Source organism: Lysinibacillus louembei (assembly GCF_033880585.1).
Classification (GTDB): Bacteria; Bacillota; Bacilli; order Bacillales_A; family Planococcaceae; genus Metasolibacillus; species Metasolibacillus louembei.
This window is the reverse complement of sequence record NZ_CP137624.1, coordinates 619,620-640,990: the sequence shown is the minus strand read 5'-3', so window position 1 is coordinate 640,990 and position 21,371 is coordinate 619,620. Positions and strand designations below refer to the sequence as shown.

Annotated in this window: 22 protein-coding genes; 16 read left to right on the top strand and 6 right to left on the bottom strand. The window is 38.9% G+C overall.

Features of this window, described 5'->3' with window-relative positions:
• Window positions 1-187 precede the first annotated feature (187 nt).
• The 4 genes from R6U77_RS03060 to R6U77_RS03045 all read left to right on the top strand — a co-directional run bounded on the left by R6U77_RS03060 (window position 188) and on the right by R6U77_RS03045 (window position 4,846).
• Window positions 188-1,912: an ABC transporter ATP-binding protein gene (locus R6U77_RS03060; RefSeq protein ID WP_319837391.1), complete on the top strand. Its 1,725-nt coding sequence runs from the start codon at window positions 188-190 to the stop codon at window positions 1,910-1,912.
• Entirely contained in the window at window positions 1,909-3,720 is a 1,812-nt protein-coding gene (locus tag R6U77_RS03055; RefSeq protein ID WP_319837390.1) for an ABC transporter ATP-binding protein, read from the top strand. Before R6U77_RS03060 ends, R6U77_RS03055 begins: the two co-directional genes overlap by 4 nt.
• Window positions 3,721-3,738: 18 nt before the next feature.
• Window positions 3,739-4,611 carry a GNAT family N-acetyltransferase gene (locus R6U77_RS03050; RefSeq protein ID WP_319837389.1) on the top strand — a complete coding sequence of 291 codons (873 nt, stop codon included), beginning with the start codon at window positions 3,739-3,741 and terminating at the stop codon, window positions 4,609-4,611.
• Window positions 4,612-4,708: 97 nt separating this feature from the next.
• Window positions 4,709-4,846 (top strand): hypothetical protein, encoded by a 138-nt coding sequence (locus R6U77_RS03045; RefSeq protein ID WP_293927910.1) that lies wholly within the window; start codon window positions 4,709-4,711, stop codon window positions 4,844-4,846.
• On the opposite strand, the gene helD is transcribed toward R6U77_RS03045, so the two are convergent.
• On the bottom strand, window positions 4,841-7,060 hold the full coding sequence (helD, locus tag R6U77_RS03040; RefSeq protein WP_319837388.1) for an RNA polymerase recycling motor HelD: 2,220 nt from the start codon (window positions 7,058-7,060) through the stop codon (window positions 4,841-4,843). The two genes, R6U77_RS03045 and helD, sit on opposite strands and share 6 nt — an antisense overlap.
• A gap of 271 nt (window positions 7,061-7,331) precedes the next feature.
• Between helD and R6U77_RS03035 the strand changes: the two genes are divergently transcribed.
• Together R6U77_RS03035 and R6U77_RS03030 are read left to right on the top strand one after the other, a co-directional pair.
• Window positions 7,332-7,934, top strand: coding sequence for a 50S ribosomal protein L25/general stress protein Ctc (locus tag R6U77_RS03035; protein WP_319837387.1), 603 nt, complete (start codon window positions 7,332-7,334; stop codon window positions 7,932-7,934).
• 93 nt (window positions 7,935-8,027) lie between these two features.
• Window positions 8,028-8,510 (top strand): NUDIX hydrolase, encoded by a 483-nt coding sequence (locus R6U77_RS03030; RefSeq protein ID WP_319837386.1) that lies wholly within the window; start codon window positions 8,028-8,030, stop codon window positions 8,508-8,510.
• A gap of 41 nt (window positions 8,511-8,551) precedes the next feature.
• Here R6U77_RS03030 and R6U77_RS03025 read toward each other — a convergent pair whose 3' ends face one another.
• Window positions 8,552-9,262: a LytR/AlgR family response regulator transcription factor gene (locus tag R6U77_RS03025; protein ID WP_319837385.1), complete on the bottom strand. Its 711-nt coding sequence runs from the start codon at window positions 9,260-9,262 to the stop codon at window positions 8,552-8,554.
• Window positions 9,243-10,514, bottom strand: coding sequence for a sensor histidine kinase (locus R6U77_RS03020; RefSeq protein WP_319837384.1), 1,272 nt, complete (start codon window positions 10,512-10,514; stop codon window positions 9,243-9,245). The genes R6U77_RS03025 and R6U77_RS03020 overlap by 20 nt, the downstream gene beginning before the upstream one ends.
• A 128-nt stretch (window positions 10,515-10,642) precedes the next feature.
• Between R6U77_RS03020 and ccsB the strand changes: the two genes are divergently transcribed.
• Window positions 10,643-11,764: a c-type cytochrome biogenesis protein CcsB gene (ccsB, locus tag R6U77_RS03015; protein ID WP_319837383.1), complete on the top strand. Its 1,122-nt coding sequence runs from the start codon at window positions 10,643-10,645 to the stop codon at window positions 11,762-11,764.
• 174 nt (window positions 11,765-11,938) lie between these two features.
• Here ccsB and R6U77_RS03010 read toward each other — a convergent pair whose 3' ends face one another.
• Window positions 11,939-12,961 carry a DUF2804 domain-containing protein gene (locus R6U77_RS03010; RefSeq protein ID WP_319837382.1) on the bottom strand — a complete coding sequence of 341 codons (1,023 nt, stop codon included), beginning with the start codon at window positions 12,959-12,961 and terminating at the stop codon, window positions 11,939-11,941.
• A gap of 120 nt (window positions 12,962-13,081) precedes the next feature.
• On the opposite strand from R6U77_RS03010, the gene R6U77_RS03005 reads away from it, so the two are divergent.
• The 3 genes from R6U77_RS03005 (at window position 13,082) to R6U77_RS02995 (ending at window position 14,644) form a co-directional block, all read left to right on the top strand.
• A complete protein-coding gene (locus R6U77_RS03005; RefSeq protein WP_293927892.1) occupies window positions 13,082-13,579 on the top strand; it encodes an amidase domain-containing protein in 498 nt (165 codons plus the stop codon).
• Between the two features lie 50 nt (window positions 13,580-13,629).
• On the top strand, window positions 13,630-14,199 hold the full coding sequence (locus tag R6U77_RS03000) for a nitroreductase family protein (RefSeq protein ID WP_406601073.1): 570 nt from the start codon (window positions 13,630-13,632) through the stop codon (window positions 14,197-14,199).
• Window positions 14,200-14,440: 241 nt separating this feature from the next.
• A complete protein-coding gene (locus R6U77_RS02995; RefSeq protein ID WP_319837381.1) occupies window positions 14,441-14,644 on the top strand; it encodes a hypothetical protein in 204 nt (67 codons plus the stop codon).
• Window positions 14,645-14,810: 166 nt separating this feature from the next.
• Here the strand turns inward: R6U77_RS02995 and R6U77_RS02990 are convergent, their stop codons facing one another.
• Both R6U77_RS02990 and R6U77_RS02985 read right to left on the bottom strand, forming a co-directional pair.
• Complete coding sequence (locus tag R6U77_RS02990) at window positions 14,811-15,257, bottom strand: DUF4279 domain-containing protein (protein ID WP_319837380.1); 447 nt, start codon at window positions 15,255-15,257, stop codon at window positions 14,811-14,813.
• 195 nt (window positions 15,258-15,452) lie between these two features.
• On the bottom strand, window positions 15,453-16,355 hold the full coding sequence (locus tag R6U77_RS02985; protein ID WP_319837379.1) for an AEC family transporter: 903 nt from the start codon (window positions 16,353-16,355) through the stop codon (window positions 15,453-15,455).
• A 146-nt stretch (window positions 16,356-16,501) separates the two neighbouring features.
• On the opposite strand from R6U77_RS02985, the gene R6U77_RS02980 reads away from it, so the two are divergent.
• The 6 genes from R6U77_RS02980 (at window position 16,502) to R6U77_RS02955 (ending at window position 21,239) form a co-directional block, all read left to right on the top strand.
• Window positions 16,502-16,870, top strand: coding sequence for a GntR family transcriptional regulator (locus tag R6U77_RS02980; protein WP_319837378.1), 369 nt, complete (start codon window positions 16,502-16,504; stop codon window positions 16,868-16,870).
• A complete protein-coding gene (locus tag R6U77_RS02975; RefSeq protein WP_319837377.1) occupies window positions 16,867-17,739 on the top strand; it encodes an ABC transporter ATP-binding protein in 873 nt (290 codons plus the stop codon). Before R6U77_RS02980 ends, R6U77_RS02975 begins: the two co-directional genes overlap by 4 nt.
• A 1-nt stretch (window position 17,740) precedes the next feature.
• Window positions 17,741-18,523 (top strand): hypothetical protein, encoded by a 783-nt coding sequence (locus tag R6U77_RS02970; RefSeq protein ID WP_319837376.1) that lies wholly within the window; start codon window positions 17,741-17,743, stop codon window positions 18,521-18,523.
• Window positions 18,524-18,559: 36 nt separating this feature from the next.
• Window positions 18,560-19,174, top strand: coding sequence for a PH domain-containing protein (locus tag R6U77_RS02965; RefSeq protein ID WP_293926583.1), 615 nt, complete (start codon window positions 18,560-18,562; stop codon window positions 19,172-19,174).
• A gap of 17 nt (window positions 19,175-19,191) precedes the next feature.
• On the top strand, window positions 19,192-20,130 hold the full coding sequence (locus tag R6U77_RS02960) for a Gfo/Idh/MocA family protein (protein WP_319837375.1): 939 nt from the start codon (window positions 19,192-19,194) through the stop codon (window positions 20,128-20,130).
• A 209-nt stretch (window positions 20,131-20,339) separates the two neighbouring features.
• Window positions 20,340-21,239 (top strand): nuclease-related domain-containing protein, encoded by a 900-nt coding sequence (locus tag R6U77_RS02955; protein WP_319837374.1) that lies wholly within the window; start codon window positions 20,340-20,342, stop codon window positions 21,237-21,239.
• The last annotated feature ends 132 nt before the right edge of the window (window positions 21,240-21,371 follow it).

Below are 21,371 nucleotides of genomic sequence, written 5' to 3'. Positions count from 1 at the left end.
TATTAAGAAAAGAGTTACCAATGTTTACTTATATGAAAAAAAGGGAGAATAATTTCTAAAAAAAATATAAGTCTATTTGCTTCATATTTACTATAGAGCATAGTGAAGTTTAATTTTTAAGAATATTGTGGCATAATTATATTTCGGGTTACAAAATAAAGTAGGACTTGTTACAAGGGGTGTTGGAATGAAAACAGTGTTTGCTTATGTCAAGCCGTATAAATGGCCTGCCATCATTGCACTCATCTTAATGTTAATTGAATTATTCGTAGAGCTTGTGCAGCCATTAATTATGGCAAAGATTATAGATGATGGTATTTTAGTACAAGATGGGCAAGCTGTGTGGCATTGGGGTTTAGTCATGTTTGCGCTATCAATGTTAGCATTAATTGTAGGGGTGACAAATTCCTATTTTGCTTCACATGCTGCGCAAAGCTTTAGCTATGATTTACGCAATGCGTTATTTAGTAGAATTCAGTCGTTTACAATGGCGACGTATTTAAAATTTCCAACGTCTAGCTTAATTACGCGTTTAACGAGCGATATTACTCAAGTGCAAAACGTTTTCTTTATGAGCTTGCGCATTATGCTACGCGCGCCATTGATGGTCGTTGGAAGCATGATCATGGCCTTTGTCGTCAATGCGAAAATTGCGCTATTTTTAATTATCGGTGCACCATTTTTAATATTTTTCCTTGTTATTATGGTAAAGCGAGGTGTAGCGTATTTTAGTGAGGTGCAAGGGCGTCTTGATCGTGTCAATCGTGTGCTACAAGAGAGCTTGCAGGCGATGCGCTTAGTAAAAGCATACATGCGAGGTCGGTATGAGGAGAGCCGCTTTAACCGCGTGGCAGAAGCCTTAAAAATTGATACGGTGAAAGCTCTGCGCACGATGGAGCTAATTATGCCGATTTTGCTTTTAGTGATGAATGTCAGCCTGCTTGCAGTGCTTTGGTTCGGAGCTGCAGAAGTAAGCAGTAGCAATGCACAGGTAGGGGATTTAGTCGCAATCGTCAACTATGCAATGCGCATGACAGGCTCATTTTCGATGTTTGCTTTTATCATCATTGCGCTTGCTCGTGCGAAGGCATCAGCAGAGCGTATGGAGGAAATTTTACTTGTTGAAGAGGGGCTTGAGGTGCGTACAGGACAAGCAATAGAGCTTGACGTAGCTGAATTAGGAACAGTGCGTTTTGATAATGTGTCATTTGCTTATAATGAAGAGCAAACTGTTATACATAATGTATCCTTTGATGTAAAGCAAGGCGAGAAGCTAGCGATTATGGGGGCAACAGGAGCAGGAAAGTCGACGCTACTCAATTTAATTCCACGCTTTTACGAAGCGACAGATGGTCACGTTTTAGTAAATGGTCGAGATGTGAAAGCATGGGATTTAGATGATTTACGCGCAATGATTGGCTTTGTACCACAGCAGTCATTACTTTTCACAGGCTCAATTTTGGAAAATGTGAGCTGGGGGAAAATCGAGGCAAGTTTAACAGAGGTCGAAATGGCAGCGGCACAGGCTCAAATACATGAGTCTGTTGAAAGCTTCCCAAATGCATATGAGACGCGTGTTGGACAAAAGGGCGTAAATTTATCTGGTGGGCAGAAGCAACGTTTATCGATTGCACGTGCCTTGATTCGCAAATCGCAAATACTGCTATTAGATGATAGTACATCTGCGCTTGATGTAAAAACGGAGGCAGCATTATGGGATGCTCTAGAGGAAGAGCATGCAACGATGCTTGTTGTAACGCAGAAAATCCGTACAGCACAAGGAGCAGACCGTATTTTACTTTTAGAGGCAGGGCGAGTTGTAGGCTTTGGTAGCCATGATGAACTATTACAAACAAGTGAGCTATATAGAAAGATTGCACAATCACAGCAGGAACAGGGGGATGCACAATGAAATTCCTTGAAAAACCTTTTGGCTACGAGCGTGTACTGACAAAGGAAGATTTGCAGCAAGTAACGAAAAAGAAAAAAGGGCCACGTGCAAATGATTGGAAGTCAGTGCTAGCCCGTATTTGGAAAATCGTTGATGAGCAACGTTTCTTATTAGTGATGGTCTTAGTGATGGTTGTAATGAGCTCAGCTTTAGCTTTAATTGGTCCATTTTTAATTGGGAAAATTATTGATGAATATATTGTGCCAGGTCAATTTGAAGGCATGCTATGGATGATTGGTGTTTTAATTGCCATTTATATTGTCCTTTCCATCTCGCTCTATTTGCAAAACTATTGGATGATTGGTATTGCACAGCAAACGATTTATCGTATGCGTGTAGGTGTTTTTAATAAATTACTGCGCCTGCCAATTAGCTTTTTTGATAAAAGGCAGCATGGGGAGCTAATGAGCCGTGCAACGAACGATATTGAGACGGTCAGCTCAACATTAAATAGCGCATTTATTCAAGTGTTTTCAAGCGTGCTCACTTTAACCGGGACGCTGCTAGTGATGCTCTATTTAAGCCCGTTGCTAACTTTGCTAACGATGAGTATTATACCTGCTATGTTTATTGCGATGCGTTGGATTACGCGCAGAACAGGTAAGCTTTTTAAAGAGCAGCAGGCAGCGGTCGGTGCGTTAAATGGTATGATTGAGGAAACGATATCAGGACAGCGTATCGTCAAAGCATTTTCACAGGAAGAGCGTGTGAAGGCGGAGTTTCAGGAAAAAAGCGCGCGCCTTCGTTTAGTTGGCTTTTGGGCTCTAGCTTATTCAGGCTACATTCCAAAGGTAATGAATACACTGAACAATGCGAGCTTTGCAATTGTTGCAGGGGTTGGAGGCTTGCTTGCAATCAATGGTCATGTTTCAATTGGTGTTATCGTTATTTTTACGGAGTATGCAAGGCAGTTTACACGCCCGCTAAATGATTTAGCGAACCAGTTCAATACAGTGCTATCGGCTATTGCTGGGGCGGAGCGTGTATTTGCTATTATGGACGAAGCGGATGAAGTGGAGACGGGGCATATTGGGAAGGAGCAGCAACTAAAGGGAGCAGTTGCCTTTCAACATGTTTCGTTTAAATATGAACAGGCAGAGGAGGCACACACACTACGTGATGTCAGCTTTGTTGTTAAGCCAGGACAGACAGCTGCTTTAGTTGGAGCAACAGGTGCTGGCAAAACGACAATTATGCAGCTAATTTCTCGCTTTTATGATACAAATGAGGGGGCTGTATTGTTTGATGGGGTAGATGTGCGTGATTTTACACGTGAGGCATTACGCAGTCAAATGGCATTTGTTTTACAGGAACCGTTTTTATTTGAAGCGACGGTTTATGAAAACATTCGCTATGGTCGTTTAGATGCGACAAATGAAGAAATCGAAGAGGCTGCTAAAAAGGCCAATGCACATGATTTTATTATGAAATTACCACAAGGCTATAATACATTGTTAACTGCTGATGGAAGTGAAATATCACAAGGACAAAAGCAATTATTATCAATTGCACGTGCCTTTGTAGCAGACCCTGTCATTTTATTGTTAGATGAGGCGACGAGCAGCATTGATACAGTGACAGAAATGAAAATTCAAGAGGCGCTTGAAGTGCTAATGGAGGGACGTACAAGCTTTGTTATTGCACATCGCTTGAATACGATTCGCAATGCGGATGTCGTCTTTGTTATGCAAAAAGGAGAGCTTGTTGAGATGGGCTCACAGCAGGAGCTTATTGCGAAAAACGGTATTTATGCTTCGATGGTTAATTAGATGAAAGAAGGGAAAGAAATGAGCTTTTCAACGGTGACAGTATCATTTCCTGTTGATATGGAAACATTTGAAGAAATGCGTGCCCTATGTTCAGAAGCAGGGCAGGCGGATAATGTACGCTATGAGCTGATTATGAATTTACAGGCTGCTAAAAATTATGAAATGTCTGGCTTTTGTGTGCTTGCCTATGACGATGAGCAAAATCAGCTGATTGGCTTAGCAAGTGCGATTGATATGATGGGCTTACATACTTATGAATGGTCAATTGTTGTAGCACCAGCATATCGCCAAAAGGGGATTGGTCAATCTTTATTGCAGGAAGTGTATAACGGGCTAGCTATGCGTGGAGCGGATGGCACACTTGCCTTAACATTTGAAGAAGGACCGTATGGCGCGCAATTTTTAAAGAACAATGGCTATAGTTATAGCTTTTCTGAGGCAACATTGCAAGGGGCAGCGCAATCTGCTGAGCGACCTGACAATATAGAAATTCGTCGCTATGAAGAGGCAGATCGAGAAATGCTCGTAGCAATCTTTACTGCAGCATTTGGTGACACAATGGAAGAAGCACACGATTTAATCGATTACAATTCAATCTCTGAACAGCTCACTTTGTGGGTAGCAGTGCTGGAAAATCAAGTTGTTGGTACTGTGACGACACGTCAAGAGGAGTCTGTTCAATGGCTAACAGCATTAGCAGTACATCCACAGCATACAGGGCTGGGCATTGGCTCTACATTACTGAAATGGGTGCAGCAGCTTGCGTTTGATGGGGGGCAGCAGCATGTGTTGTTAGATGTGGAAATAGATAATGCACGTGCGCTGTCTATTTATGAAAAGGCAGGCTTTGTTAAGGCTTTGCAAATAGATTATTATGTCTATGTAAAATAAGCATAATAACGCTTTTTCTATCATATAAATATAGTAAACTAAGGCTGTTGGGAAAGGTATCCAACAGCCTTATCATGATTGAAAAGGAGGTTTTATAATGCGTATGCCTGCACTGCCTAGAAGCCGAAATGAAGCAGAAAAAAAGACCATTTTTCAAAAATTGCGTAGCAAGCTGCCTCAAAAATGGTTTGCCAAAAAGCCATTTTTTAAAGTGCCGCCACGCCAAAAGTTATAATAAGAACGTTTCCTTTGATGGACCAACTAAATATAGCTCATGCATCGCACGCGTTAAAGCAACGTATAGTAGCTTACGGTCGATGGCATGGTCGTAAAAGGCGATATCAAAAGCGGCGATAATGACTGCATCGAATTCAAGTCCTTTTGCTAAATGACAAGGGACGACAAGCAGTGTCGTTTGATTAATACTAGAATGTTCATTGAGCTCTGCCGCATTTACAGCATGGGCTTGTAGCAATGTGACGAATTCCTTCGCCTCCTTTGTCGTTTTACAAATAAGTGCGATAGAGCGATGTCCTGCTGCTTGAATTGATGCATAGAGCTCTGCAATAGTTGCTGCATCGAAAGCCTGCGCTTGTATAAAGGCTGGCTCTTTTCCATGACGAACAACGGGTTCAACTAATGGCAAATCCTCATCCATTTGTGCTAATACTTTGTTGGCTACTTCCATAATTTCAATTGTCGTTCTATAGCTTTTTTGTAGAGTAGCGTATGTTGCTCTTGGGAATAGCTCAAGCACAGGATTCCATTCTGTCACAGAACGGTAGCTATGAATACCTTGTGCTAAATCACCAACCATTGTAAACATATCCGTTTCAAGCCCTACCTTTAAAGCAGCGAGCTGGAATATGCTGTAGTCCTGCACCTCATCAATAAAGACAACGCGCATTTTCCACTTATCGTCAATTCCTTTAATACGTGCATGTAAATAGTACAGTGCAGCTAAATCCTCGAATGCCCAGCGCTCTTTTTGATGTGCCTGTAAAAACAGCTCCTGTTCATCTAGCGTCCATTCAAGAGCAAGCTCCTGCAACAATGGACGATTGGTCACAATATCGCGGTAAGCAGCTTTTATTTTTAATTTGCTAAAACGTTTCATATAGGCAGATGTTGTTGTTTTAGCTTCTGCTTTTACTCTTGGTATGCGTGCATCGCGTTCGTCAATGTATTTTGTCACAATACGTCGGCGATTTTCGGCATTGCGTATCCCGTTTAAAGCACGTCCGATGGCTTCCTCATAGCGTGCATTTAATGAATTTAAAATGGCAGTCGTTTTGCGTTTGACCTCTGTTTGAATAACTAATTTAATACGCTCCAACCTTTTTTCAATCGGCATATAAGCAAATTCCTGTAAAAAGAGCTTTTGTAAATGAGTCCCCCGTATAATGCGGTATTTTTCGATAGATACATCTTCAAACATAGAGGCGAGCTGCTCCTCATAGCGATGCACATAGCGCTCCATTATAGCACGATAGCCAAGTGAGCCCTTTGCCTGTGGAATAGAAAAGGCAGGAAGTGTGGCGCTACTATTTTCGATAATATGCTCTAATTGCTCATTTGGATTTTGCAGCTTTAGCTTGATACCAATTGCATTTTGCACATAGTCAGCGTATGTTGTTTGACAAATTTTATCGACACCTAGCTCTGGCAGAACATCGCCAATATATTCGATAAACAATTGGCTTGGTGCTAAAATCATGAGCTGCTCAGGCTTGAAATGCTCGCCCATTGTATAAAGAAAATAGGAAATGCGGTGTAGCGCAATAGTCGTTTTTCCACTACCTGCAGCGCCCTGCACTAAAATCGGCTGACGCAAATGGGCACGAATAATTTCATTTTGCTCCTTTTGAATGGTAGAAACAATTTCCGTTAAGCGCACATCCGCTTTTCCAGCTAATGCCTCCTGTAACAGTTCATCATTTGTCGTTAAATCGACATCGCGAAAATCGAGCAGCTCTCCTTGCTCAATTTTATATTGCCGCTTTGCAAATAAATGTCCCTCGTGCTCCTCATCGCGCACTTGATATGTAACATCGCCTAACCGCCCATCATAATAAACATTGGCAACAGGCGAGCGCCAATCGATGATAATAGGCTCATTCGTATCCTTGTCGAATAATGAGGTTTTGCCAATATATAAAAATTCCTCTTGCTCATCAGTACGTTGGAAATGGATGCGTGCAAAATAAGGCTTTTGCATAACGGCCTCTAATCCTTCTTTTTGTGTACGAGCCATTTCGAAAAAGCGTGCGTTGGTTAAAATATTCAAAAAACTATCACTAGAGTCAAGGTATTCAAGATTCGCCATAGCAGAGCGAATATTTTGCTGTGCTGCCTGTAAATCATGTTCAGATGTCGATAAAATATCATACATATAGGCTTTTGTTCGTTCTAACCGTTGTACTTCATCTTGGTAATCAGGATGTTGCATTTAGTCCATTCCTCCAATCGTCTTTTAAGTCAGAAATTTATCATGATTCAGCAGAAAACGCCTACTTCTATAGGTGGTGCGATGAATGCTTAGATTACCTTTCATTCAGTGCTGTTCAAACACTCACTGAATCATAATAAAGCCTCCGACGCAATTACGCCAAGGCGTAATTGATCGTACCAAATTATAGAAGTAATAAGCAAGTAGGAGCTTTATGTTTAAAAGCAATTCATGCTGGGTATACATAATAACATAGAAAGGGGAAGATACAATGAGTACAGCTTTAACTACAAATAAACGCACAAAGGGGCAGCATTCTGCGTTAACGAAGCTACGTCAGCAAGGTGCGATTCCAGGAGTAGTGTACGGCTATCAAGTTGAGTCTACACCAATTTCAATTGATGCAAAGAAATTTGCGAAAGCTTTATCTGACAACGGAAGCAATGGTGTTTTTCAGCTGGAGCTAGATGGTAAAAAGGTTAATGCCGTTTTATCAGAAGTACAGCGCGATGCTTTAAAAGGCTTTGTGAAGCATATTGATTTCCAAGTAATTAATATGTCAGAGGATTTAGAAGTAAATGTACCAGTTATAACAACAGGTGATTCAGTCGGTGTAGCAGAAGGCGGATTGTTGTTACAGCCGACTCGTGAGATAACGATTAAAGTAAAGCCGAATGCGATTCCAGAGGCCGTTGAAGTCGATGTAACAAATTTAGCAATCGGCTCCTCATTAACAGTTGGTGATATTCGCTCACAGCAAACGTACGATATTTTAAACGCTGATGAGGAAGTGTTGGTTACAGTAGCAGCACCAGCTGTTGAGGAAGAAGAACCAGCGGAAGTAGAAGAAACAACGGAAGAAGCAGAAGAATAAATTGAAAAACTGTCGGGAAATTAGGTGAGGTTAGTCACTATATTTCTCGGCAGTTTTTTGTTTATACTTGTCATATAGAGAGGAGGGAATAAAATGGTAATACCAACACATATCGTAGCAGTGGGTGGGATTGTAGAAAATAACGAAGGGGATATTTTGTTAGTTAAAACGAAAAATAATGGCTGGGTATTTCCAGGTGGACAAGTAGAAGTTGAAGAAAGTCTTCTTGATGCATTGGTACGAGAAATAAAAGAGGAAAGTGGCATCGATGTTAGTGTAGAGAAGTTGATTAGCGTTTCTTCTAACACAGCGATTCATAAATGGCATGATGGGGTAACCGATGTTCCTACAAAAGTGATATTAGATTTTATATGTAAGCCAATAGGTGGGATATTGCAAACTTCAGAGGAAACGACAGAATGCAAGTGGGTATCAAAGAGTAAAGTTTTAGAATTAGTAGAATCCCCTGCTATCCAAAGAAGATATAGAGTCTTTTTAGAAAATTTTGAGGAAGTAACATATATGGAGTTCGTAACGAAGCCTGAATTCAAGTTAAAACAAACAAGGACGATATAATATCTATTTACTTAGAAAATAACCTCTCCTTTAGGGAAAGGCTATTTTCTATACAAAATTTTTTGTAATGCAGCCAATGAACGAAAGGCAATGGGGCAGTGACTACCATTTGCCATTATAATTTGGCGCTTTTTAAAATCTACTTCCTTGATATTGTTCAGATGCACTAAAAAGCTTTTATGACAGCGGAAAAAGTCATCACCTAAATTAATCTCTTTTAAAGAGCCGTAAAAGGAGTGACAGCCATTACGTTCATATAGTTGGATTTTATGTGGCTGTGTAGCCGTTTCGAAAAAGTAAATATCCTCTATTGCTATATTTTTAATCTTTTCTCCGATTTTTATTTGAAACCATTTTGTTTGGTCAATTGTACCGAGCTGCTGATATTTCATAAAGGCAGCTTGTAATGCTTCGGTTAGGTCAGCCTGTATTTGTGCTGGCGAGTCCTTCACGATGAAGTCGAGTGCTGCTAATTTGTATTTAAAAGTTAAGGTTAAATACTGCGCATATGTTGTAATGAAAATAATATGTGCAAGCGGGTCTCGCTGACGTATTGCTTGTGCAATCTCTAAACCATTCACACTACTATTCAGCTCAATATCAAGTATGTAACAATCGGCCGTCTCAGTTGAAGGCTGTGCTGTACATGATACAATTTGAATGCTAGGTGCTTGGAATAAGGCGTAATTTTTGACTGTTTCTACAATGAGCTGCTGATAGAAGGTATCATCCTCACATATCGCGACGCGCATTTTCTTCCTCCCTTTCAATCATCATTTCTTGAACAAACCATCCATCCTCTACATATGTATTCAATGTTATATTTGGGTAGTGCCTTAATATTTGCTGTACATTATATAAACCTAATCCTTGATTATTTGATTTGGTAGAATAATTTTCTTTAAAGATTTCTGTTATATCACTATAATTTCTATTTGTTGTGTTACGAATAATAAGTAGCTGCTCATTTTCGCTTATCGTTAAAATTGCCAGCTCAATTTTCGGTGTAGCGTGCTGTATAGTCGCCTCCATTGCATTATCGAAGAAAATACCTATAAGGCGAACTAAATCAATTGATTCAATAAATAAATGTTCAATAGTATTAGGTATTTCGATATTTACGGCGATGGAGAGATGGTGGGCTTTAAAAATTTTCGCGCTTAGTAGTCCTTTTAGTTCTAGCAACTGAATATTTTCAAGCTGCTGCAAGCTATGAATAGCAGGTGACTGTGTAGTTGTAGTCACTTTTTCGAAATAATTTCTAAGCCCTTCTACATCTTCTTTTTCTATGTAGCCCCTTATTGCTAGTAATATATTAGAATAATCATGCTGTACTTGCCGAATTTCTCGATTCATTTGTTCTAGCTGTAATGTATATTCATAAAAGGATTGCTGGGCTAACTCCTTTTGTGTAAGTCCCATCTCTTTGACAACAACTTTTAGCACGATATTGATTGTCATAAAAAGAAAAATTGAATAGCAAAGTAGCAGGCTAAATTGAAAAAGAGAAAGTGTGATATTGCCGACAAAGACTGTTACATAAAAAATAATAAATGTAATGATTGCCATCGTAATAAGTAATAATTGAATTTTTAATGGGACAACTGCTATTTTATGTATTAATTTTTTATACATATAAAGCGTAATGACAAAGAATATGAGTATCAACAAAGCGTGTGTGATCGTTGAAAGCTGGAATGCGTCAACGAGCAATAAGCTCGCATATTCCACTGGAATTACTAGTAAAACTATGATGAGGCTATGAAAAAAGGCGATGCCTTGCTTTGTGAGACAGTAAAAGAAGCCGCCACTAAAAAGAGTGCTTAGCACGAGTGCAATCCATTGGGCAGGTGTGAAATAAAAAACACTCATCGCAAGCATTGTATTGGCTAATAAAGTGATGGCAAGCATTTTGAAGGTAGGGCGAACATGTAATAAATAAAAGAGTGAGCCAAAGACAATCAAATAATTTAATAAGCTAAAAGCCCAAAAGAATAAACTCATTTCAAGCCTCCTTCGACATCAGACGTTTAAGAAGAAATTTCTAACGCTTAAGATAAAGTTCAGCTTTTTCTACTATAACTTTCTACAATGAACAGTATAACATTTACATTGTAGAAAGAGGGAAATGGATGAATTACTTTTCATTAAGTAGCGATGCCCTATTGCTTGCATTTATTTTATTGTTAATTGCCATCATTCCGTTTGGCTATGCAACGAAAATGAGACATGCGGCAAGCTGGAAAATAGCATTGGTGTTAACATGGGCTGCTTTTATATTGCAAATCATATATTTCGTATGTAGATGGATAGCGGTGGGGCATGCTCCTGTTAGCAATATGTATGAATTTATGACGTTTTTTGGCATCATGTTAATTGGTGCTATATTGCTGATAAGCTCACTTTATAAGCAATGGTCAATTGGTTTTTTTGCCATTCCAATTACATTGATTATTTTAGGCTATGGTAGCGTATTTTCCAATGAAGCATCGCCACTAATACCGAGTTTACAAAGTCATTGGTTAGCGATTCATGTGATTACAGTCGCCGCGTCAAGCGCAATTTTATCGGTTGCCTTTATTACAAGTTTAATATATTTGTTGAAAACAGCGAAAGCATCGAAATGGCTGGAATTCGTATTGTTTCAGCTGGTGGTCGTTATAGGGTTTATTTTAATTTCAACGTTATGTCACTTGTTCTTTAGTCCTCGAGCTATAGAGTTTACGAATAAAGTAGGGAAAAAAGAGGTTGCTACATATATGCTGCCAATTATTACTTCAAATCATGCAGATGTAGGCTTACTAGCATTATCTAATAGTATTGATGCGAAAAAATTCAATACGATACTTTGGGCTTTTCTTGTAGGTGGGATACTTTATTTCATCATTCGTGTTGTAGCGCGTAAAACGCTTTGTGAGATATTGCAGCCATTTACGTTAAAGATGGATTTGAAGCTGCTTGATGAAATTTCACATCGGGCAATTTTAATTGGATTTCCTCTATTTTCACTCGGCGGTTTGTTTTTCGCGATGATTTGGGCACAAATGGCGTGGGGCAGGTATTGGGGCTGGGATCCAAAGGAAGTATGGGCCTTGATTACATGGCTATTTTATGCAGCCTTACTCCATTTGCGCTTAACAAAGGAATGGGAAGGGGAGCGCACAGCATGGCTCGCAATTATCGGTTTTGGGTTAATTGTCTTTAATCAAGTATTTGTCAATTTGGTGATTGCAGGGTTGCATTCATATGCGTAAGTTGAGACAAACGCAGATAATCTAGTAAAATTCGCAGATAAGTTAGGAGAAAACGCAGATATCTCAAAGGAATTCGCAGATAAGTCCAGAAGAAGCGCAGATATCTCAACAGCTACCTTGCAAAATGAAGAAAAAATTAGCACATTCTATAGAGAAATGTGCTGATTTTTGCTTTTACCATTTCGCAACATGCTCCTCAATACAGCCGAGCATTTGTTGAATCATTAATGTTTCGCCAGTAGGTAATGTAATTGTTCCATGGTAATAGCCTACGAGTTGATGTACCTCAGATGTCACTAATTTTGCATCTGTTTTTGCTATACGTTCAAAAAATGGTGTGAAGGTCAATTCTACTTGATTGCTTGATTTAGAGCGAATTGCCCATGGTTGCATAAAATTCGCTCGGTTATATGTAAATGCTACATCTTCGCTAATTTTAATCATTTTACCATCGATAAAAATAGCATTTTCAGTCATGCCAGTACCATCTGTCCATTGTCCCCCGAAATTGAGCCCGATGCGTTTTCCACGAATACGCTGTGAAGCCATCCCCCAGTTCCATACCGCTTTGCGCGGCCAAACACCACGCCCATAATCAAGCACAGCAAAGCATTCCTCTGGATTGAATGTGTAGCTTCGTTGCCCGATATGAACAGTACCAGAGGCTGGCAATGTATGATGCTTCGCAGTAAATTGGAACATTTGTCTGTTCCAAGGGATGACCACATTTAATGACTCATCATGTGGAGGGTGCTGAATTGTTAAATCTGCCTGTAAATACTCGTTATCAAAATCAGGTATGGATACAGAAAGCTGTGTCGTCTCATTGCTATAAGTAAAGCGAATATCGAGCTCATTAGTTGAAAATTTTACTGTTTCAAGTACTTGTGATGGCATTTTCACACCTGTGCCAAGTGGGATTGTGACAGTTTTTTCGAAATAGCGCTGTGTTTCATATTCTAAGAAATAGACGAAGCAAACAGCTGCATAATCTAAATGGCTAATTGTGGCTGAAAATAATATATCCTCACCGTATACACACCAATAATTCCATTTTTTCTTGCGTAAATAGTGGCCTTTTACATTGCAATCAATTAACGGTTTTCGTGCAAAACCAATTGCAGCAGGATTCAAATTGCCTTTTTTATCACACAAAGGTGTGGGAATTGTCACTTCACGTTCTGCAACTAGCCTCATAAAAATCATCCCCCTTGCATATTGCTATTACTGAATAGTGTAACAAATCATAAAGGAATATGGGAGCTTTTGACACGATAAATGAAAATATATGTAAATAGGAGAAAAGGAGGATGGTAAATGCGTTATAATCGTGAGGCAGCTGTTGCCTATGCAAGGATGTGGTGGAATGGACGCAATCCCGCTTTTCCTGCCTTTCAAGATGATTGTACAAATTTTGTATCACAATGTTTATATGCAGGAGGGGCGCCAATGAGGGGGGCACCGAATCAATCTGAAGGCTGGTGGATGCGATCGGAGCAAGGTATTTGGAGCTTTAGTTGGACGGTTGCACATTCATTGCGCTGGTATTTAGAAACATCTAAAAAAGGACTTACAGCAACACGAGTTTACTCGCCGACAGAGTTAGAAATTGGCGATGTCATTGCCTATGATTTTTCAGGAGACAACCGCATTGATCACACGACAATTGTGACAAGTATTCAAGGGGGCATTCCATATATACATGCCCATACGTCCAATAGTGCTGATCGAGCGTATCATTATCGTGATTCAACAGCAGCTACACCAAATATGCGCTACTATTACTTTCACATAGCAGATGTATTTTCGTGGTGAAAGCTTTATAATTGAGAAGGAGCATCAATTGCAGAAGGGGAGATTCCATAATGACAAAAGCATTAACAGTACGAGAAGCGATTACAACACGCCGCTCAATTAAAAAATTTAACGGACAGCTTGTAAAGCGAGAAGATTTACTAAATATTATTGAGGATGCAGCATGGGCACCTAACCATGGTACACGTGAGCCTTGGCGTTTAGTAGTTGCATGTGATGAGCAATTACCAAAATTACTTGAGCTATTGCGTGACTTAGCTGTACCGAAGTGGCAGGAACTATCGGATGAGGCTCTAGCTACACAAATGCAAAAATTTACTTTAGCAGGTGGCTATGCATTTATGGTTGTACCTGAAGATGTACGTCAAAAGGAGCGCTTAGAGGACTATGCGGCAGCGGCAAGCTTTTTACAAAATATGCAGCTGCTTGCATGGGAGAAAGGCATTGGCTCATGCTGGAAAACACCAGGCTTTTTAGATGTACCAAAATTCCGCGAAGCACTTGGTGTAAAAACTGGTGAGCGAGTGATTGCCATGCTACAGCTTGGTTATTTTGATGAGCTACCAAAAGGAAAAGAACGCAAAACAGCAGCTGAAATTGTTACGTTTTTCGGAGAATAAGAGGAAAATCCATTGCTATGGGCAGTGGATTTTTTTATGTGTAAAACCGCATGAAATAAGGATTCAACCATTTATTTTTAAAGATTACTGGGTCGTTGAAAAAGATGGAATAAGTGTAAAAAAGTACTCTAATGGAAGTGTTAGAAAAACTATTGAGCTTGTCACGAAGAATCAAAGGGTAAATAAAATCTATTATAAGGATATTTTTTCTGCGGAAATTATTTATCAACATATACAAAAGATGTCACCATATGATTTTAGTCCAGATGCTGTATATTTGAAGGTAACGATGCATAATGGTGTAGAAATGGAGCTCAATTTAAATAATACATCAATGACATTTCTTCCACAGTTCATTGCATTTTTGCAAAGACAGCATATACAGGTGACTGATAATCATGCAATTGTACAGGAATTGATTGCAAAAAATTATTTAGTAGGATAAGGATATCGTGTAAGGGACTATACCTCTGATTGAGCGTATTATTTTATCATGAGAAAAGGGAAACTGCACCTCCAATGATTTTAATCATTCGAGATGCAGTGAAAGCTCTTATTTAAATTTATACATGTCCTTTTGTTCATAGCGAGGATAGTGCTCTATAGATTGGCTATGCGTATATATGTCTATTGAACAGTAAAGATTTCATAATGTTAGAAGGGATAGAAACATGCGTAAAGGAATCTTGAGTAGAAAACAAATATATTTCTAAATAACAAATAGCATTATATCGATTTTGTATGTCAATAATAAGGCTTTGTTTAACTGTCAAAAACTGTTCGTTAAACTGCTCTAATAAGTGCTGTATATAACCATCTGGATGAGTGTATTGCTCCTCATCATAATATCCGCCTAATCTGTAAATCCATGAAGAACACCAAGGGTTTCCAGGACGCCTTGATCTAGGGAGCTCTTTACGTTCTAAATCATAGGCCTGTGTTTGAATTGGTTGAACTTGTAAAGCTTTAGTTATCTCACTTGGGTCAAAATGTTCAAACTTATTGTCTGGGTACATATTTGTTTCAAGAGAAAATGTAATAAATATTTTTGGCTGCATTAAGGACATCCCCCTTTACGGTGTAGTGAATACATAACCAGTTTCAATGATGAACTAAGTTATAAAAATTTTTGTGTACAATGATTATCTATGCTCAAAATTTCTCCAGCTTAGTAATTTTATACATATGATACTTGCTTTGCAATGTTGAGAGCTTTCAAGGTTTACAAAAATATATTGCATTCTTAAATTCTCCTAAATTGTTAAATACAACACAATCGGCAATGAAACAATGCTAATTGCTGTTGTGACAAGTGTTGTAAACGATACGAGGTCGGGCTCTGTATCGTATTTCAAAGCCAGCATCGTCGTGTTGGCAGCGGCAGGCATTGCGGCTTGAATGATAAATACTGTTTTTGCTAAATCATTTAATGGCAAAAATGATAAAATAAGCGCTGCAATAATAGGTGAGGCAATCATCCGTATAATGCTTGCGCCTACAACGAAGCGATATGTTACCTTTTTACGTGAAATAACGGCGAGCTGCATACCTAGTACAAGCATAATAACAGGAATCGTTGCATTGGCTACAAGGTCAAGCGCGTCCTGAAAAGGAGCGGATAGCTCCAAGCCCATCCAATGACAAACCATACCCAAAATTGCAGCATAAAGCACAGGCATTCTCACAACGCTTTGCATAGCTTGCTTATGCCCGCCCCCTTCTTGTCCGCCAAGTGCCGCAAAGAAAATACCAAGCGTATTCATTAACAACGAATGTAATACCATAATAATAACTGCATAATCAAACCCCACAGGTCCAAGGGCAAATAGTACAACAGGGGCTCCGTAGTTGCCGCTATTCATAAAAACACTGCTTAAAACGAGGGCAGAGCTTTCAGATTGGTTCGCTTTTGTTATTTTAGCAACGATATATGTAATGACTAATAATGAAGCGCTCAATAATAGCGCTGCTAGCATCATATATACGTAGTCCAATGTAATAGCATTCGTGAAAAATGTGCGAAAGGCTAAGCATGGTGACAATATGTAAAGGGACATTGCTGAAATGGACTTAATATCAAAACCAATTAGCTTCTGAGCGATAAAGCCAATTAAAAAAATGACGAGTGCAGGTAAAATGATAAAAAATAAAGTCATTGTGCTTTCTCCTTCGAGTTGCGAAATATTTTATCCTTCATTATTGCATTTTTTCAGAAGAAGTAAAGAAAGAATTTGACAAATATTTTTTTATCTATTATGGTTATACACATAAGTATATAACCATATAAGGTGGTGGAGTTTTTGTGTTCGATAAAGATAAGCCAATTTACCAGCAAATTCGTGAAAAGATAGAGGATCAAATCGTCAACCGACAGCTATTAGAAGAGGAGCAGGCACCCTCAACGAATCAGCTTGTTAGCTTTTACAAAATTAATCATGCCACGGTGTCCAAAGGGATTAATCAATTAGTAGAGGAAGGCATTCTTTATAAAAAGCGGGGGATCGGTATGTTTGTCGCAGTAGGAGCGAGGGAGAAACTGATGAAAAAAAGAAAAGAAGCATTTGTTGACCAATTTATCGTCAGCCTTATTGAAGAGGCAAACAAATTAGAAATAAGTGAGCAGGAAATTATTGAGTACATTAAACAAGTGAAGGAGCGTGAAAGTGAATGACGGCGATGGAGGCTAAAAATATTAGCTTGAACTATGGGTACGACGTAGCACTACAAAATATTTCCTTTCAGCTAGAAGGTAATAAAATATATGGTTTATTAGGGAGAAACGGAGCAGGTAAAACCTCGCTCTTATCCATTATTGCATCATTTCGTCAGCAAACAGCAGGAGCCTTAACGATTTTAGGGCAAGTGCCATTTGAAAATGCAGAAATCATGCAGCAAGTCGTTTTTGCTTACAACAAAAATTACAAAGAAGAATCGGACAAAGTGAAGGATTTACTGCAAGGCATTGCAAAGTATCGCCCAAACTTTAATATGGCTTATGCAGAGCATTTGCTTACACGCTTTCAAATACCACAGAATAAAAAAATGAAGCAATTATCAAAGGGAATGCAGGCAGCTGTTGATGCGACAATTGGTTTAGCAAGCAATGCGCCAATTACAATTTTTGATGAAATTTATGCAGGAATGGATGCCCCAACTAGAACTATTTTTTATGAGGAATTGCTAAAATCACAAGAAGAATGCCCAAGAGCAATAATTATGTCTACACACTTAGTGTCAGAAATGGAATATTTATTTGATGAGGTGCTGATTTTACACAAAGGGACAATGGTTTTACATGAGACATACGATGAGCTCATTTCAAAAGGTGTAACAGTGACAGGTCGCGCAGAGGATGTAGATATATTTGTTCAAAATATGCGTCAGCTCAACATAAAGCAATTAGGTGGCACAAAGGCAGTGACGGTCTATGGCCATTTATCAGAGCGGCAATATCAGGAGGCAGCGAAGCTAGGACTAGAAATAGGTCCAGTTGCACTGCAAGATTTGTTTATTTATTTAACAGAGGGAGGGCATGAATAATATGCAAAAATCAATCTCCATAAAAGTTGCATTGGATATATTTTTTACACAAATGAGCTGGGCAGTAGGCTATTTATTTGTTTTGCTAATCATCTTTGCTGTAAGAATTATCACAACCTTGATTCCAAGTATCGAGTTCACTATTTTTAAAGGTGGGGCAGAAATAGATAGTTATTCTACAATGATTTTTTATTCATCCAATATTTTTATGTTCGTTATCGGTATTGTAGCAGCCTATGGGTTTCTTCAATATTTTGTGAGTAACGGTGTCACACGCAAGCATTATTTTATTGGGGCAACGCTTGGCTCTTTCGGTGTTGCGCTAGCAATGCCAATTATCGCTAAGCTTGCTTTGTTAGTTGAAAAGGTGCTACCACTGGACTTCGCTAATAGCACAAAAATAGTAGAGCCTAACGATGAATTGGTAGAGCAAGTGATTCAAAATATTTTATTCTTTCTGCATATTGATTTAAATAATAGCTGGTTACTTGGCATTGTGCTATTTGCGCTTACTATTTTTTGCTATTATGTGGCAGGCTGGTTGATTGGCATTAGCTTTTATCGCTTCGGAGGCGTGATGGGACTGTTTTCTATCCCATTAGTAGTTATCCTACTATTAATATATGGTGAAATGATAAGCATTGCATTAGATAAGCCAATAGTGGGTCCATTGTCGATTCCCGCAATTCCCGTTCCAGCTGCCTACTTAATAGCTATTGTTGTAATTGCAGTAATGCTTGTATTGATTCGTCAGTTTACTAAAAAAGTAGCTGTTAAACTGTAAAAATGTTAGACTATTTAAAAAACAGGAGGTGGCGAAATGTTTAAAAAATTCGCATCGGATGCATTAGGTCTCTCAGATATTGGCGTAGTTGTGCCAAAGGAGGACTTCGATAAAACAGATTCAGACGATTTTATTTTTAACGAAATTGATGAACAAATTTACTTCTTAATTAAAACAAAGGCAGATGAATATTGCTTTACTAATTATGCTTTAATTCACGTGGACGGGGCAAATGCGATTAGCAAAAAACGCCTGCTTCGCCGCTATGATTATGAGCATGCAACAATTGAAAGCGTGCTGCTTGAAACAGCTGGAACAATTGATTTGGATGTGGAAATTAAGTTTACAATTGGTGATATCCCGATGTCGATTGATATTCATAAAAAATTCTTGAATGAGATTAAAGATTTATACAAAGCATTGCATGCCATTTCACTGGAGCAAAAATCGAATACGTACAAATTCGATTCAGCAAAACAGAGCTTGTCGCTTGCAGCTAGCGCATTAGGTCGTGTCGGCAATAATGAGGTAGCACCTGCTAGCTCCTTTGAAGACATTACAAAGTTTTCACATGAATGGCTGTTACAGCAAAAGAAACAATATGTAAAAAAAGACTATGGCGACGTATTTGAGCGTTATATTCATAACTAAGTTTGGAGATTATTTTTATGACAAAAACAACATTTGCATTAATTGGTACAGGTATTGTAGGAGAGCGCATTATTAATCAAATTTTAGCGCATCCACATGCCGAGATTGTCGCTATTTTTGATGGCAATCAAACACGTTTACAGGAGATTGCTGATAAATATAATATTCCTGCTGTTGCGACATTGGAAGAATTATTAGCAACGAAACCAGACTGGGTATATATCGGTACACCGCCAGTAAGCCATGCACCGCTTGCGAAGGAAATTGCAGCACATGGCTTACACATTCTTTCTGAAAAGCCATTGGCACATGATGCACAGGATGGTATTGAGATGGTACAGGTGGCTGAAGAGGCAGGCGTCAAAACAGCGATGCATTTCCCATTGATGTATAGCCCTGCAGTACACGAAATGAAGCAACGTTTAACAAATCAAGAATTGGGAGAAATTGTGCGTATTGAATTGCATACATATTTCCCAGAATGGCCAAGAAAATGGCAGCAAAACCCATGGATTGCATCGCGTGAACAAGGCGGCTTTATTCGCGAGGTGTTCCCACACTACTTACAATTAATGCATCATTTCTTTGGGGATATAACGATTTTATCGCATGAAACAACATATCCAGAGGATGTCACACTATGTGAAACAGGTGTATCCGCATTAGCAAAAACGGAGAATGGTGTGCCTGTTGTATTAAATGGTTTATCTAGTATCGGGCAAGAGGAGCGCTTGGAATTTAAAGTGTTTGGCACAGAGAAAGTCATGACGCTACGCAACTGGTCTGAGCTATGGCTAAGCGCTGCATATGAGGAAGCGCAACATATCGCACCAAGCATCGAGCCTGCATCACTGTTAGACGCATGCTGCGCACATCTTCAAGATGAAGACGCCCTTATCGTTTCATTTGAAGAAGGCTTAAAAGTGCAAAAATGGATTGATGAGTTGTTGAAATAAAGCAAAAGTAGCTGTCGAAGTTGGCAGCTACTTTTTATATTTGAAATTTAATATTTGGTTAGTTAAGAACTCGTTTAGTAGCAGACTTTTCTTAAAATAAGGGTGTCTGAAATATAAATTTGAATAGCTAGAACATAGTGAAATATGACATTTGGAAGTTTGCTAAAATTTTAGAAAATGCATATGATCCCTTTAAAAGGGGGGAGAATATGATTGTTTTGCAGCGTGAGCAGACTGTTAAAGAACAATTGCTTCAAGCGGCAATTCGGCGAGGATTTCCTGAATACAAGGATGAGCTAATTCGCTTGCAGCAAGGCTTGCTAGGTGAGCGCTATGTTGACCAAAATTGGCACGACATGCAGCTGGATGAGCCTTATTATTTGCTACATGATTTTCAAACAAATGCACATCAAATAGATACGATTTTTCTTTGTCAAAAGTTTCTACTGATTATAGAAATTAAAAATATCGTTGGTCGTATTGATTTTGATGAGGAACGGCACCAGTTTACAAGAACATTAGAGGATGGCACTATTCAAGGTTTTCGCAATCCTCTAGACCAAGTGCGTCGCCATCAAAGAATGTTACGTAGGGTTGTTAGTGATTTGCCAGTGTTATATGCGGTTGTCTTTGCATTACCCAAAACAATTATTGGTCATATCCCACAGGGTGAGCCGGTATTTCATCGCAGTGGACTTGAATTCCATGTTCGAGAGCACCTCAAACAATATGCTACACGGTTATCTTCGCAAGGACTTCAAAGTTTAGCTAGGCAATTACTTCAAATGCATACAATTCATAAGCCACAATTAAATATTGATAAAGCTAGAGTTCGCCAAGGGGTGCTCTGTGTGCAGTGCCAAAGCAAAATGCAGTATCATTATGGGCATTTTAAGTGTCTAAAATGTAATTATAAAGACGATGGCATATTATTAAAACAAGCCATGCGGGATTATTGTTTATTAGTAGATGAATGGATTACGAATGAAGAGTTTCGAAGATTTGTGGGAGTTGAGTCGAGTGATAGTGCGAAATATTTGCTGAAAAAATTAGGCTTTCAATATGAAGGTGAAAGAAGATGGAGGCGATATCGGATAAGTTGCCGATAGAATAGTCAAAGTTGCTGATAGAATTTAAAAAGTTGCCGATAGAATAACTGAAGTTACCGATAGCGTCCCAAGCCCCCTCGCACAAATTTATGACAAAACATCTAGTTCCATAGCACATAGTCTCATATATAA

Coding starts and splice junctions, on each gene's coding strand:
- R6U77_RS03060 (WP_319837391.1), top strand. CDS start 188: ATGAAAACAGTGTTTGCTTATGTCAAGCCGTATAAATGGCCTGCCATC.
- R6U77_RS03055 (WP_319837390.1), top strand. CDS start 1,909: ATGAAATTCCTTGAAAAACCTTTTGGCTACGAGCGTGTACTGACAAAG.
- R6U77_RS03050 (WP_319837389.1), top strand. CDS start 3,739: ATGAGCTTTTCAACGGTGACAGTATCATTTCCTGTTGATATGGAAACA.
- R6U77_RS03045 (WP_293927910.1), top strand. CDS start 4,709: ATGCGTATGCCTGCACTGCCTAGAAGCCGAAATGAAGCAGAAAAAAAG.
- helD (WP_319837388.1), bottom strand. CDS start 7,060: ATGCAACATCCTGATTACCAAGATGAAGTACAACGGTTAGAACGAACA.
- R6U77_RS03035 (WP_319837387.1), top strand. CDS start 7,332: ATGAGTACAGCTTTAACTACAAATAAACGCACAAAGGGGCAGCATTCT.
- R6U77_RS03030 (WP_319837386.1), top strand. CDS start 8,028: ATGGTAATACCAACACATATCGTAGCAGTGGGTGGGATTGTAGAAAAT.
- R6U77_RS03025 (WP_319837385.1), bottom strand. CDS start 9,262: ATGCGCGTCGCGATATGTGAGGATGATACCTTCTATCAGCAGCTCATT.
- R6U77_RS03020 (WP_319837384.1), bottom strand. CDS start 10,514: ATGAGTTTATTCTTTTGGGCTTTTAGCTTATTAAATTATTTGATTGTC.
- ccsB (WP_319837383.1), top strand. CDS start 10,643: ATGAATTACTTTTCATTAAGTAGCGATGCCCTATTGCTTGCATTTATT.
- R6U77_RS03010 (WP_319837382.1), bottom strand. CDS start 12,961: ATGAGGCTAGTTGCAGAACGTGAAGTGACAATTCCCACACCTTTGTGT.
- R6U77_RS03005 (WP_293927892.1), top strand. CDS start 13,082: ATGCGTTATAATCGTGAGGCAGCTGTTGCCTATGCAAGGATGTGGTGG.
- R6U77_RS03000 (WP_406601073.1), top strand. CDS start 13,630: ATGACAAAAGCATTAACAGTACGAGAAGCGATTACAACACGCCGCTCA.
- R6U77_RS02995 (WP_319837381.1), top strand. CDS start 14,441: ATGTCACCATATGATTTTAGTCCAGATGCTGTATATTTGAAGGTAACG.
- R6U77_RS02990 (WP_319837380.1), bottom strand. CDS start 15,257: ATGCAGCCAAAAATATTTATTACATTTTCTCTTGAAACAAATATGTAC.
- R6U77_RS02985 (WP_319837379.1), bottom strand. CDS start 16,355: ATGACTTTATTTTTTATCATTTTACCTGCACTCGTCATTTTTTTAATT.
- R6U77_RS02975 (WP_319837377.1), top strand. CDS start 16,867: ATGACGGCGATGGAGGCTAAAAATATTAGCTTGAACTATGGGTACGAC.
- R6U77_RS02970 (WP_319837376.1), top strand. CDS start 17,741: ATGCAAAAATCAATCTCCATAAAAGTTGCATTGGATATATTTTTTACA.
- R6U77_RS02965 (WP_293926583.1), top strand. CDS start 18,560: ATGTTTAAAAAATTCGCATCGGATGCATTAGGTCTCTCAGATATTGGC.
- R6U77_RS02960 (WP_319837375.1), top strand. CDS start 19,192: ATGACAAAAACAACATTTGCATTAATTGGTACAGGTATTGTAGGAGAG.
- R6U77_RS02955 (WP_319837374.1), top strand. CDS start 20,340: ATGATTGTTTTGCAGCGTGAGCAGACTGTTAAAGAACAATTGCTTCAA.